Raw genomic sequence first — 13,162 nt, forward strand, 5'->3', positions numbered from 1 at the left:
GGTTTCCCTCCCGCTGCGAGGTGAAACAGACATTTTTGCCCGCTACCGCCGCTTGCGGCACACTTGCCGCCTTCGAGGGCGCCGCCCCTTCAAAAGTCGAATCTTCCGTATGACCCGCTCCCCCATTCGCCGTCTGATCTTTTCCGTGCTGCGCCGCCTTCTGTACACCTGGGTGCGTTCGGAGACCATCAACCAGTCCGCCTTCACCCTCAAGCTGGATCGCAGCAAGCCGGTGTTTTATGTGCTGCAACAGTCTTCGCTGAGCGACCTTGCCGTGCTCGATACGGAATGCAGCAAAGCGGGGCTACCACGGCCGGTCGCGTCGGTAGCGGTAGGTGATCACATCGAGCCGGCGGCGTTTTTCTTCCTCAATCCGGCTTCGAGCTGGTTCGGTCGACGCAATCGGCTGGTGCCACCACCGGCCCTGGTGCGGCTGGTCGGCGCACTGGAGCACAACGCCGTGGAGAATGCGCAGATCATTCCGGTCAGCGTGTTCTGGGGCCAATCACCGAACCGTGAAACCAGCGCGTGGAAGCTGCTGTTCGCCGACAGCTGGGCGGTCACCGGACGCCTGCGCAAGCTGCTCAGCATCCTGGTGCTGGGGCGCAAGACGCGGGTGCAGTTCTCCACGCCGATCCAGCTCAACGAGCTGATCGCATTGAACAAAGGCCACGAGCGCACCCTGCGCATGGTCCATCGCATGCTGCGGGTGCACTTCCGCAACCAGAAGACCGCAGTGATCGGCCCTGACCTCTCGCACCGCCGCAACCTGGTCAAGGGCCTGGTGCACGCGCCGCAGGTACGCCAGGCGATCCGCGAGGATGCCGAACGCGAGAAGATTTCCATCGAGAAGGCCGAAGCCAAGGCGCTGCGCTATGGCAACGAGATCGCCTCGGACTACGCCTACACGGCGGTGCGCTTTCTCGAGGTGGTGCTGTCCTGGTTCTGGAACAAGATCTACGACGGCATCCGCATCAATCATCTGGAGCCGCTGCAGAATGAGGTCCAGGGCCACGAGGTGATCTATGTGCCCTGCCACCGCAGCCATATCGACTACCTGCTGCTGTCCTACCTGCTGTTCCGCAACGGCCTGACGCCACCGCACATCGCCGCCGGCATCAACCTCAACATGCCAGTGGTCGGCGGACTGCTGCGCCGTGGCGGCGCCTTCTTCATGCGCCGCTCGTTCAAGGGCAACCCGCTGTACACGGCGGTGTTCAACGAATATCTGCACACCCTGTTCAGCCGCGGTTTCCCCGTGGAGTACTTCGTCGAGGGTGGCCGCTCGCGCACCGGCCGCATGCTGCGTCCGAAGACCGGCATGCTGGCCCTGACCCTGCGCAGCTATGTGCGTTCCTCGCGCCTGCCGATTCTCTTCGTGCCGGTGTACATCGGCTACGAGCGCGTGCTCGAGGGCCGGACCTACCTGGGCGAACTGCGCGGCGCGACGAAGAAGAAGGAGTCGATCTTCGACATCTTCAAGGTGATCGGCGCGCTCAAGCAGCGTTTCGGCCAGGTCTGGGTGAATTTCGGCGAGCCGTTAAAGCTCAATGAATTCCTCGAACAGGAACAGCCTGGCTGGCGTCAGCAGACGTACGCCCCGGACTACCGCCCGGACTGGCTCAACGACACCACCAACCGCCTGGCCGAGCGCATCGCCCAGCGCCTGAACGAGGCCGCTGCGGTCAACCCGGTCAATCTGGTGGCGCTGGCGATGCTCTCCACCAGCCGCCAGGCGCTGGACCAGCGTTCGCTGGCGCGGATTCTCGATCTGTATCAGGCACTGCTGCGCGCGGTGCCCTACTCGCCGCACACCACCCTGCCGGAAGGTGATGGCGAGACGCTGATCGCCTACGTGAAGAGCCTCGAGCTGATCGCCGAACAGAAGGATGCGCTGGGCAACATCCTCTATCTGGACGAGCAGAATGCCGTCCTGATGACCTACTACCGCAACAACGTGATGCACATTTTTGCCCTGCCGGCACTGCTGGCGAGTTTCTTCCAGAGCAGTTCACGGATGAACCGCGAGCAGATCCAGCGCTTCACCGAGGCGCTCTACCCCTATCTGCGCGCCGAGCTATTCATCCGCTGGGAGGTCGAGGAACTGGCGGCGGTGATTGATCAGTGGCTGGCGGCGTTCGTCGAGCACGGTCTGCTCAAGCAGGACGGCGACAGCTACGTGCGCCCGGCACCCAGTTCGCGACAGTTCGTGCTGCTCACACTGCTATCGCGGGTAATCGTGCAGACCCTGCAACGCTTCTACATGGCCACCTCGCTGCTGCTCAACAGCGGCCAGCACAGCCTGAGCGCCGAAGAACTGGAAAATCTCTGCACGGTGATGGCCCAGCGCCTGTCGATCCTGCATGGCCTCAACGCGCCGGAATTCTTCGACAAGAGCCTGTTCCGCCACTTCATCCAGAGCCTGCTGGACCAGAACGTGCTCAGCAGCGATGCCAGCGGCAAGCTCGGCTACCACGACCAGCTCGCCGAATTGGCCGAAGGCGCGGCCAAGCGCGTGCTGCCCGCAGAGCTGCGCCTGTCGATCCGTCAGGTCGCGCTGGAGCGGCACGACGACGCCAGCGAGGATTCGCCCGGCGAGGAGCCGGGCCAGCCCGTTTGAGCCATACTGCTTCAAGTCCGTGCTTGCCGGACCTGCAGCCACGCTTCCACCAAAAGGAAATCATCATGCGCAAAATGCTCACCCTGCTTGGCGGCCTGCTACTGGCCAGCAGCGTCCACGCCCTGTCGCTCTCCGACCTGACTCAGAGCGACGCCAGCGCCGGCCTCAAGGATGCTCTCAGCCAGGGCGCCAAGGTCGCGGTGCAACAGCTCGGCCGCCCGGGCGGCTTCAGCAGCGACCCGGATGTGCGCATCGAACTGCCGGGCAACATCGGCAAGGCCTCGCGCATGCTGAAGATGCTCGGCATGGGCGCGCAGGTCGAACAGCTGGAAAACAGCATGAACCTCGCCGCCGAGAAAGCCGTACCGGAAGCCCAGCAGTTGCTGCTGGATGCCGTACGCAAGATGACCGTGCAGGATGCCAAGGCGATTCTCGCCGGCGGTGACGACTCGGCCACCCAGTATCTGAACAAGTCCAGCCGCGAGCAGATTCGTGCGAAGTTCCTGCCCATCGTCAAGCAGGCCACCGACCAGGTCGGCCTCGCGCAGCAGTACAACGCCGTAGCGACCAAGGTGCCGACCGGCCTGTCCGGCGGTTACGCCAATATCGAAAGCTATGTGACCGAGCAGGCGCTGGACGGCCTGTTCACGGTGATCGCCGAGCAGGAAGCGAGCATCCGCAAGAATCCGGCGGCGGCGGCCACCAGCCTGGCGAAGAAGGTGTTCGGCGTTCTTTGATTCGTCCTACCGAGTCGCCAACCGCGTGGATGGCTTCGGCCATCCACGCTACCTTCATCACCCCGCCGTAGGGTGGAAAACGCGCGCAGCGCTTTTCCACGCATCCCCTAGCGCCGCCTCAGCGCGGCCCCATGATCGTTTCCAGCACATCCGGCTGCGGCGCGCCCTGGTGCTGTTGCAGCCGGCCGTTGGTGTCGAGGTAGAAGATCGCCGGAGTCGCCTGGGCACCCAGTTCGCTCATCAGCATCAGGTTGTCGGTGAGCTGTTTTTCCAGCGCTGCCGGGATTTTCTCCAACGGCTTCAGCTTGCTCGCCTTGCCGGCCGCCTCGTGCTCGTTGAGCGCTGCCTGCGGATCCTTGGCGCTAAGCAGGGCCGCGGACTTGCCGGCGCTATCGGCGCGCAGCATGCCGACCATGATGTGCCGCAGCTGCACCTTGCCGGATTCGACCCAGGGCCGGGCCTGCTTCCAGAACATGTTGCAGTACGGGCAGTTCGGATCGCTGAACATGTAGACGATACGCGGCGCATCGGCCTTGCCGTCGGCGATCCAAGTGCTGTTCTCCATGCGCGTCCACATTTCCTTGGCGAGCGGTTCGTAAACCAGCTTCTCCAGGTGCGCGCGGGTCAGGTCCTCGCCCTTGGCATCGAGCAGGCTGCCGATCAGCACGTGCTCGCCATCTGGCGTGAGATACAGGGCCATGCCCTGCCCGTTGTAACGCGCGGCATAGCCCTTGAGCCCGCCGGGTGCCGCGAAACTGCCGACGACCTCGGCACCACGCGCCTCGACGGCCTTGATCGCCTCCGGCAGTGCCTCGGCCTGAGCCACGGACAGCGCCAGCAGGCTGACGCCCGCCAGCAGATAGGGTAACGGCTTGAATCGAATCACTGCGCAGCATCCTCTTTCAGTTTTTCCAGCGCGCGCGCCAGGCTGGCGTGCGAGAGTTCGCCGAGATGGCTGCCGATCTGGCGGCCATCGGCGTTGTAGAACAGCGTGGTGGGCAGCGCCGTGGAGCCGACGTGCTGACCCAAACGCCCGCCGCTGTCGAGCAGTACGTTGTCCAGCGCCAGCCCTGCGGTTTCCAGGAAGCGGCCGATCTCGCCCTCGCCTTCGCCCTGATTGACGAAGAGGAACAGCGTGTCGCTTTCGCGCGCCTGCGCCTCGGCGAGCACCGGCATTTCGCGTCGGCACGGCGGGCACCAGGTCGCCCAGAGATTGACCACCAGCGGCTGCCCGGCGTAATCCTCCAGCGCCACCGAACGGCCCTGGCTGTCACGCAGCGCCATTTCCGGCAAGCGCGTGCCCTGCTCGAGGGAATGCCAGGCCAGATTACTGAAGCCCCAGCTGAGGACGCCCACCGTCAGCGCAATACCTAGCGGTTTGCGCAGTTCGCGGTCGCGCCAGCCCCACCAGATGCCCAGCGCCAGCGCGGCGAACAGCCCCGGCCAGGCAATGAAGCCACCGTCACGGATATCGATGACGCTCAGCCAGTCATCCCTGTAGTACGCCCAGTACAGCGCGACGAATGCCAGGCGAGCCACCAACAGCGCCACCAGTAGCAGGCGAAACAGCTGCCGCTCCGGGTTACGCTCGCTGCGGCGGCCGACCCACCAGCCGGTCAGGGTCGCCAGCAGCAGGCTGCCCAGCAGCAATACATGGGGCACCGCCAGGGCCAGCGGCCCGATATTCACAGTCAGCATCAACCTCGCTCCCGGGTCTGGTTCCAGTTCTGCAGGAAGTCCTCGGCACCGACCTCGCCGGTGATGCGTCGTTCACGGCGCTCCTCGCCATCCGGGCCGATCCACAGCAATGTCGGCGGGCCGAGCACCTGATAGCGCGCCAGCAGCTCGCGGCTGGCGGCGTCGCTGCGGGTCACGTCAGGGCGCAGCACCCGCACGCCGTCCAGGCTCGCCTGCACCTCGGCGTTGCCGAAGACCTCCTTCTCCATGACCTTACAGGAGACGCACCAGTCGGCGTAGTAATCGATCAACACCCATTGGCCCTGCGCCTTGGCCGCCGCCAGCTCGCGATCCAGCACGGCCGGATCGCTGAAACCGAGCGCGTGGGATTCCACCGCCGCGGCCGTCGCCACGCCGCCGGCATAGATCGCCAGCGGCCGACGCGGATCATCCGCGCCGCCAGCGGCACCGAGCAGCATCGCCGCGCCCCATAGCCCCAGCAGAACGCCGCTGGCCTGACAGAGCACGCGCTGGCGTTGCACCGCCTGCGCCACATGCAGCAAGGCGGTCGCGAGCACCACCAGCAGTGCGCCCCACAGGCCCAGCCACAGCCAGTCGGCCAGCAACGGACGCGCCACGAACAGCGCTGCTGCCAGGAAGAGGAAACCGAACACCACCTTGACCCGATCCATCCAGGCGCCTGGCTTGGGCACAAAGCGCTGGCCAACCGTCACCAGCAGCAGCAACGGCGTGCCGATGCCCAGGCCCAGCGCGAACAGCACCAGGCCACCCTGCAGCGCACTGCCGCTCTGTGCGATGAACAGCAGCGCGGCGGCCAGCGGCGCGGTCATGCAGGGGCCGACCAGCAGGCCGGAGAGCACGCCCAGCGCGCCAGCCCCGGCGAGGCTGCCCCCGCGCTGGCGATCACCGACACGCTGCAGACGATCACGCAGCGCCACCGGCAATTGCAGCTCGAACAAACCGAACATCGGCAGCGCCAGCAACACGAACAGCACGGCGAAACTGGTCAGCAGCCAGGGCTGCTGCAGCGCCGCCTGCAGGTTGGCGCCGAGCAGCGCCGCGAGCACACCGAGCCCGGCGTAGACCAGCGCCATGCTGACCACATAGGTCGACGCCAGGGCGAAACCACGACGCGAAGTAGCGCCGCTGCCCACCACGATGCCCGCCAGGATCGGCAGCATCGGCAGCGAACAGGGGGTGAAGGCCAGCAACAGCCCGAGGCCGAAGAACACCAGCAGGCTCCAGACCAGCGTCTGGTTTTCAAGGCCGCTGACCAGCGCCTGATCTTCGGCCTGCGCGGAGGCTACCGAGGCGGTGCCGTTGGCTCCCAGCGAAACCTCGCGGGTCTGCGGCGGATAGCAGAGCCCGGCATCGGCGCAGCCCTGCCAGCCGAGACGCACACTCTTTTCCGCGCCCGGCGGGATCAGCAGTTCGAGGCTGTCGCGGTAGATCTGCGAATCGCCAAAGAACTCGTCGCTGTATGGCTCGCCCTCGGGCAGCGGCGGCTGGCGCTCCGGCGGCAGGCCGTCGAACCGCAAGCGCTGCTGATAGAGGTAATAGCCCGGCGCGATCCGCCAGTGCAGCAGCGTCGCGCCGTTCTCCTGCGAGCTGACCGTCAGCGCGAAGGCCTCGTCCACCGGCAGAAAATCACCCTGCGAACCACCGCCGAACAGGCCACCGGCCGACGGCGCCAGGCCGGGCGCCAACAGAAACAGCAGAAAAACCAATATGCGCATGCGAGTCCTGACCAATAAATGACTGCCGGGCAGCATGCCGAGGCGGGATTAACGCGGCATTAACGCCGCCGCACGGGGCTGCATAACGCTGCCTTAATCGCTAAGGTCCACCCTTGAGCTATTTCGCCGGAACCTACCCATGCACGTGCTGCTTGCCGAAGACGACGCGCTGATCGCCAGCGGCATCGTCGCCGGGCTCAATGCCCAGGGCCTGATCGTCGACCACGCCGCGACTGCGGCAGATGCCGAAGCCCTGCTGCGTGCGGCGCACTTCGACGTGCTGATCCTCGACCTCGGCCTGCCCGACGAAGACGGCCTCGTCCTGTTGCGACGCCTGCGCCAGCAGGGCCTGGAGCTACCGGTGCTGGTGCTCACCGCGCGCGATGCGGTCAGCGACCGCGTCACCGGCCTGCAAGCGGGTGCCGACGATTACCTGCTCAAGCCCTTCGACTTGCGCGAACTGGCCGCGCGCCTGCACACGCTGATGCGGCGCATGTCCGGGCGCAGCGTCAACCTCATCGAACATGGCCGGTTGAGCTACGACCCGAGCCGCTGCGAAGCGCGCCTGGACGGCCGCCTCGTCGACCTGTCGCGCCGCGAACAGGCACTGCTGCAGGCGCTGCTCAACAATCAGGGCCGCGTGCTCAGCAGCGAGCAGCTCAAGGACGCGGTCTACGGTTTTGCCGATGATGTCGAAAGCAACGCGCTGAACGTGCATATCCACCACCTGCGCCGCAAGCTCGGCAGCGGCATCGTCGAAACCGTGCGCGGCCTCGGCTACCGCCTCGGCCCGGCAGGCGAGGAGGACGCGCCATGAGCCTGCGTCTGCGCCTGACCCTGATGCTCGGCTCGGCCTTCGTGCTGCTCTGGGCGCTGGCCGCGACCTGGATGCTAGTCGATCTGCGCAGCCAGATGATGCTCTCGCTCGACCAGCGCCTGGCGGCCTCGGCGCGCATGGTTGCCGGTCTGCTGGTGCAGCTGCCGCAGCCGGTGCCCGGCGACGGCCCGCCACAACGATTGAGCGCCGAGCAGCTGGGCATCCCCAACGGGCTGGCCTGCCAGGTCAGCTCGTTGCGTGGCGAGGTGCTGGCGCGCAGCCACAGTGCGCCCGACCAGCAGCTGGATGCCGAGCAGAACGGCTTTCGCGACCAGCTGATCGACGGCGTGCCCTGGCGCAGCTTCACCCTGGTGCAAGGCGAGCTGCGCATCACCACCGCCGACCGCCTGGATGAGCGTGCCGCGCTGAAACGTTCGGTGTTGCTGGCGGCGGCGCTGCCGGTGGCGGTCGCTCTGCTCGGCAGCCTGGGTCTGCTCTGGCTTGGCCTCGGCCGTGGGCTGGCGCCCGTGCGGCGGATTCGCGAGGCGCTGACCCGACGCAGCGCCGACTCCCTCGAACCCTTGCCGGTCGAAGGCCTGCCGCCGGAGCTGCTGCCACTGGTGCAGACGCAGAACCAGCTGTTCCAGCGCATCGCCCAGGCCATCGTGCGCGAACGCCGACTGACCGGCGACGCCGCCCACGAACTGCGCAGCCCGCTGACGGCGATCAAGACCCACCTGCAGGTAGCACGCATGACCGAAGGCGCCTCCGCCGAACAGGCGCTGGCCAACGCCGAGGCCGGCGCCGACCGATTGCAACGCACGCTGGAACAGCTGCTGTTGCTGGCCCGGGTGGAAGGCAGTCTGGATTTCGACGATGGCCTACAATGCACCGCTGCCGAGGTCGCGCGGCTGGCGATTCAGGACGCCAGTGGCGGTGACCGCGCACCAATCCTGTTGCAGGTTCCGGCCGAACTGCCCGACACGCCGCTGGCGATGCCGCCGGTGCTGGCCATCGCCGCGCTGCGCAATCTGCTGGAGAACGCCCAGCGCCACACCGCGCCGGGCACTGCCGTCACGCTGACCCTGCACGCTGAAACCGGGCGCGTGCGCTTCGAAGTGCGCGACCAGGGGCCGGGCATCGCCGCCGAACATCGCGAGCACCTGACCCGCCGCTTCTGGCGCCTCGCCGCCAGCAGTGGCAGCGGCCTGGGCCTGGCCATCGTTCAGGCGATCGCCCAGCGCTGCGACTGCACCCTCGCCTTCGACAGCCAGGCCGACGGCCTGCGCGTATCGCTGACGGTGCCGTTGCAGCGCTGATCCAGGCGAGGCTTGACCTTGCCACGATGTCAGGGATGAACATCCAACCACGTTCACGCAACCATCCTGGGAGACGCACATGAACAGCATCGAACTCAAAGTGACCGGCATGACCTGCGGCCATTGCGTCAAGCATGTCAGCGAAGCGCTGCAGGCCGTGTCCGGCGTCACCGACGTCGAGGTCGACCTGGCCGCCGGGCTCGCCCGTGTCGCCGGCCAGGCCGACAGTCCGGCGCTGATCGCCGCACTCGACGAAGCCGGCTATCCTGCCGCCATCAACACCGCCGCAACCACCCCCGCCGCGCAGACTGGCTGCGGCGGCAATGGTGGCTGCGGCTGTCGCTGAAACCCTGATCTGGAGACGTACATGAAGCCTTATCTCACCGCTCTCGCCGCCCTGCTGATCTCCGGTGTGGCAAACGCCGCCGATGTAATCGACGTGCACCGCGATGCCAACTGCGGCTGCTGCAAGGACTGGATCAAGTACCTGGAAGCCAACGGTTTCGAGGTGCGCGACCACGTCGAGGCCAACATGTCGGCGGTCAAGCAGCGCGCGGGCGTGGTGCCGCGCCTGGGCTCGTGTCACACCGGCGTGATCGACGGCAAGTTCGTCGAAGGCCACGTGCCGGTCGCCGCGATCCACGAACTGAAGAAGCGCGACGACCTGGCGGGTGTCGCCGTACCGGGCATGCCGGCGGGCTCTCCGGGGATGGACTATGGCCAGCCACACCAGCGTTATCAGGTCATCGGGCTGACCACAGAAGGCCGTGAAGAGGTGCTGGGCGACTATCTCGGCGAGCAGCCGGTTCGCTGACCACGCCGTCGCATGACACGCCGGTGCCGTCCGGCATCTCCGGCAGGCCAGCCCGGATGGGGCTGGCCAACAACCGCGTAATTTTCGCTTCAGGCCACTGACCGATGCGCCGCGCCAGGGTGCTTGCCATCGCGTTGCAGCGGTATCTGCGCGGCGGCGACCCAGCAATCCGATCAACCGAACAGGACTCGCATGAACTTGACCAGTTCTCGGCGCACCTTCGTCAAAAGCCTGGCTGCCGGCGGTGCGTTCGCCGGCCTCGGGCTGTGGCAGCAGCCGGTCTGGGCGCTGACCAGCCCGGGTCAGCCGACGGCGCTCAGCGGCACCGAGTTCAATCTGACCATTGACGCCATGACGGTGGATTTCACCGGCAACCGCCGCACCGCCATGGCCATCAACGGCAGCATCCCCGGCCCGCTGCTGCGCTGGCGCGAGGGCGACACCGTGACCCTGCGCGTGCGCAACCGCCTGCCGCAGGACACCTCGATCCACTGGCACGGCATCCTGCTGCCGGCCAACATGGACGGCGTGCCCGGCTTCAGCTTCGCCGGCATCGCGCCGGACGGTATGTACGAGTACCGCTTCAAGGTGAAGCAGAGCGGCACCTACTGGTACCACAGCCATTCCGCGTTTCAGGAACAACTCGGCGTCTACGGCGCGCTGATCATCGATCCCAAGGAGCCGGAGTCATTCGCCTACGACCGCGACTACGTGGTGTTCCTCTCCGACTGGACCGACGAGAGCCCGGCACGGGTGCTGGCCAAGCTGAAGAAGCGCTCGGACTACTACAACCGGGGCCGGCGCACGCTTGGCGATTTCATCGACGACGTCGCCGACAACGGCTGGACTGAGACCGTCAGCGAACGCTGGGCCTGGGCGAAGATGAACATGTCGCCGACCGATCTGGCCGACATCAGCGGTGCCACCTACACCTATCTCCTCAACGGCCAGGCGCCGGACGGCAACTGGACCGGGCTGTTCCAGCCAGGTGAGCGCATCCGCCTGCGGCTGATCAACGGCTCGGCGATGAGCTATTTCGACTTCCGCATCCCCGGCCTCAAGCTCACCGTGGTCGCCGCCGACGGGCAGAACGTCGAACCGGTGCAGGCGGACGAGGTGCGCCTGGCCGTGGCGGAAACCCTCGACGTGATCGTCGAGCCGGACGGCAGCCAGGACGCCTACACCCTGTTCGCCCAGTCCATGGACCGCAGCGGTTATGCCCGCGGCACCTTGGCCGTGCGTGATGGTTTGCAGGCGCCGGTGCCCGCGCCCGATCCGCGCCCCGAGCTGACCATGGAAGACATGGGCCATGGCGATCATTCCGCCCATGGCCAGGCTGCTGCGCCTGCGCAAAGCGACGATCCTCACGCCGGGCATGGCGACATGAATCACGACGCGATGAATTCGGACCAGCGGGACCACGCCGCCATGGGCCACGGCCCATCCGGCGCCATGCAGGCGCATCCGGCCAGCGAAACCGACAATCCGCTGGTGGACATGCAGACCATGATGCCGGTGGCCAAGCTGGACGACCCCGGCATCGGCCTGCGCGACAACGGCCGCCGCGTGCTGACCTACGCCGACCTGCGCAGCAGCTTCACCGATCCGGACGGCCGCGAGCCGACGCGCACCATCGAGCTGCACCTGACCGGCCATATGGAGCGCTTCGCCTGGTCGTTCGACGGCATTCCCTTCGCCGATGCCGAACCGATCCGCCTCAAGTACGGCGAGCGAGTGCGCTTCGTGCTGGTCAACGACACCATGATGCACCACCCCATTCACCTGCATGGGCTGTGGAGCGATCTGGAGGATGAGCACGGCAATTTCCAGGTGCGCAAGCACACCATCGACATGCCGCCGGGCGCGAAACGCAGTTACCGTGTCACCGCCGACGCCCTCGGGCGCTGGGCTTACCACTGCCATATGCTGATGCACATGGACCTCGGGATGTTCCGCGAAGTCCGCGTAGAAGAGTGAAGGAGAAACCTATGAACACGCTCAAGCAAAACATCCTGATCGCCTGCGGCCTGGCTGCCGCCCTGCAGCTGACCGCCGTGCAGGCACAGCAGAACCAGCACGACGGCCACCATCCTGAGAAAACGCCGACCAGCTCGCAAGCCAACCAGGCCAAGCAGCAACGCGGCGCAGCCAAGCAAGGCATAGACCAGGGCAACATGCAGATGCACGACGAGCACATGGGCAAGGGCCAGATGATGGACCGCGACAACATGGGCCAGAGCATGCAGCACCGTGACGTGAACCAGGGTCAGGACATGGAGCACCGCAACGTGAATCAGGGCCAGGGCATGGAGCACCGCAACGTGGAGAACAGCCAGCGGGACAAGAAGCCGTCCAAGGGGAACGCCAAGGACAAGCCGCGTGACCGCTGAGCGGCAACTGATCGACATTGCCAGTGCTGCCGGGGCGAGGCTGCTTCTCACCCTAGCCACCGGCGTGGTCGCGGCGACAGCTCAGGCGCAGCAGCGCATGGATCATTCCGCTCATGGCGATCATACCGGGGCGGCACAACACAGCCCGATTGAGCATGGCGGCATGGGCCACGGCTCGATGATCCATCCGCCGGTCACCGACACTTCACCACGAACACCGGTGCCGACGCTCAGCGATGCGGATCGCGCCGATGCCTTCCCCGACCTGCCACCGCACACCATGCATCAGGGCGGGACCAACTTCCTGTTCCTGGCCGATCAGCTGGAATGGCAGGACGCCGATGAAGGCAGCACGCTGGCCTGGGATATCTCCGGCTGGTACGGCGGCGACATCGACCGCCTGGCCTTCCGCTCCGAGGGTGAGCGCAGCAACGGCCACACTGAGGAGGCCGAACTGCAGTTGCTCTGGAGTCACGCCATCGGCCCCTGGTGGGAAACCGTCGCCGGCGTGCGCCAGGACTTCAAGCCCGGTTCGCCACAGACCTGGGCGGCCTTCGGCGTGCAGGGCATGCCGCTGTTCGGTCTGGAAACCGAAGCCACCGCGTTTCTCGGTGAGGGTGGCCAGACCGCACTGCGTCTGGAAGCCGAATACGACATCCTGCTGACCCAGCGCTGGGTCCTGAAGCCGATGGCGGAGCTGAACCTGCACGGGCGCAACGATGAGGCCCGCGGCGTCGGCGCCGGACTCAGCGACGCCAGTGTCGGACTGCGCCTGCGCTACGAGATCAGCCGCCAGTTCGCACCTTATGTCGGCGTCAGCTGGAGCCGTGCCTACGGCAATACCGCTGATCTACTGCGTGCCGATGACGAAAACATCAGCGAGGCGAAGCTGGTCGCCGGTGTTCGCTTCTGGTTCTGATCATCCGGCGCCGGAAATAAACCCCACCGATCTGAGCCAGAGCCCCTACCCTGCCCCGCCGAAGCTGGCAGAGCAGCTCGGCCGCGGCGATCCTTACGATTACAGCAGCCAG

The 13,162-nt window shown here is 66.3% G+C and carries 12 protein-coding genes; 9 read left to right on the forward strand and 3 right to left on the reverse strand.

Going from position 1 to position 13,162, the window contains the following annotated elements; all coding sequences use genetic code 11:
• The first annotated feature begins 109 nt into the window (after positions 1-109).
• Both plsB and N8H22_RS11155 read left to right on the forward strand, forming a co-directional pair.
• On the forward strand, positions 110-2,620 hold the full coding sequence (gene plsB, locus N8H22_RS11150) for a glycerol-3-phosphate 1-O-acyltransferase PlsB (RefSeq protein WP_264590568.1): 2,511 nt from the start codon (positions 110-112) through the stop codon (positions 2,618-2,620).
• 65 nt (positions 2,621-2,685) lie between these two features.
• Positions 2,686-3,357 (forward strand): DUF4197 domain-containing protein, encoded by a 672-nt coding sequence (locus N8H22_RS11155; RefSeq protein WP_264590569.1) that lies wholly within the window; start codon positions 2,686-2,688, stop codon positions 3,355-3,357.
• A gap of 118 nt (positions 3,358-3,475) precedes the next feature.
• On the opposite strand, the gene dsbG is transcribed toward N8H22_RS11155, so the two are convergent.
• From dsbG to dsbD, 3 genes are read right to left on the reverse strand one after another with little or no spacing between them, the layout of a single operon-like run.
• Positions 3,476-4,243 (reverse strand): thiol:disulfide interchange protein DsbG, encoded by a 768-nt coding sequence (gene dsbG, locus N8H22_RS11160; protein WP_264590570.1) that lies wholly within the window; start codon positions 4,241-4,243, stop codon positions 3,476-3,478.
• Positions 4,240-5,055: a TlpA disulfide reductase family protein gene (locus N8H22_RS11165; protein WP_264590571.1), complete on the reverse strand. Its 816-nt coding sequence runs from the start codon at positions 5,053-5,055 to the stop codon at positions 4,240-4,242. The genes dsbG and N8H22_RS11165 overlap by 4 nt, the downstream gene beginning before the upstream one ends.
• On the reverse strand, positions 5,055-6,791 hold the full coding sequence (dsbD, locus tag N8H22_RS11170; RefSeq protein WP_264590572.1) for a protein-disulfide reductase DsbD: 1,737 nt from the start codon (positions 6,789-6,791) through the stop codon (positions 5,055-5,057). The genes N8H22_RS11165 and dsbD overlap by 1 nt, the downstream gene beginning before the upstream one ends.
• 139 nt (positions 6,792-6,930) lie before the next feature.
• Between dsbD and N8H22_RS11175 the strand changes: the two genes are divergently transcribed.
• From N8H22_RS11175 to N8H22_RS11205, 7 genes are all read left to right on the forward strand, one after another.
• Positions 6,931-7,608, forward strand: a complete 678-nt coding sequence (locus N8H22_RS11175) for a response regulator (RefSeq protein ID WP_264590573.1) — start codon at positions 6,931-6,933, stop codon at positions 7,606-7,608.
• The gene (locus N8H22_RS11180; protein ID WP_264590574.1) at positions 7,605-8,927 is read left to right on the forward strand and encodes a sensor histidine kinase; all 1,323 of its coding nucleotides are present in this window, start codon (positions 7,605-7,607) and stop codon (positions 8,925-8,927) included. The genes N8H22_RS11175 and N8H22_RS11180 overlap by 4 nt, the downstream gene beginning before the upstream one ends.
• 79 nt (positions 8,928-9,006) lie before the next feature.
• Positions 9,007-9,273: a heavy-metal-associated domain-containing protein gene (locus N8H22_RS11185; protein ID WP_264590575.1), complete on the forward strand. Its 267-nt coding sequence runs from the start codon at positions 9,007-9,009 to the stop codon at positions 9,271-9,273.
• Positions 9,274-9,294: 21 nt separating this feature from the next.
• Positions 9,295-9,741, forward strand: coding sequence for a DUF411 domain-containing protein (locus tag N8H22_RS11190; RefSeq protein ID WP_264590576.1), 447 nt, complete (start codon positions 9,295-9,297; stop codon positions 9,739-9,741).
• Positions 9,742-9,933: 192 nt separating this feature from the next.
• Positions 9,934-11,718 carry a copper resistance system multicopper oxidase gene (locus tag N8H22_RS11195; RefSeq protein WP_264590577.1) on the forward strand — a complete coding sequence of 595 codons (1,785 nt, stop codon included), beginning with the start codon at positions 9,934-9,936 and terminating at the stop codon, positions 11,716-11,718.
• A gap of 11 nt (positions 11,719-11,729) precedes the next feature.
• A complete protein-coding gene (locus tag N8H22_RS11200) occupies positions 11,730-12,131 on the forward strand; it encodes a hypothetical protein (RefSeq protein WP_264590578.1) in 402 nt (133 codons plus the stop codon).
• A 97-nt stretch (positions 12,132-12,228) separates the two neighbouring features.
• On the forward strand, positions 12,229-13,050 hold the full coding sequence (locus tag N8H22_RS11205) for a copper resistance protein B (protein WP_264590644.1): 822 nt from the start codon (positions 12,229-12,231) through the stop codon (positions 13,048-13,050).
• Positions 13,051-13,162 lie beyond the last annotated feature (112 nt).

Source organism: Stutzerimonas sp. S1 (assembly GCF_025966695.1).
In the GTDB taxonomy this organism is placed as follows: domain Bacteria; phylum Pseudomonadota; class Gammaproteobacteria; order Pseudomonadales; family Pseudomonadaceae; genus Stutzerimonas.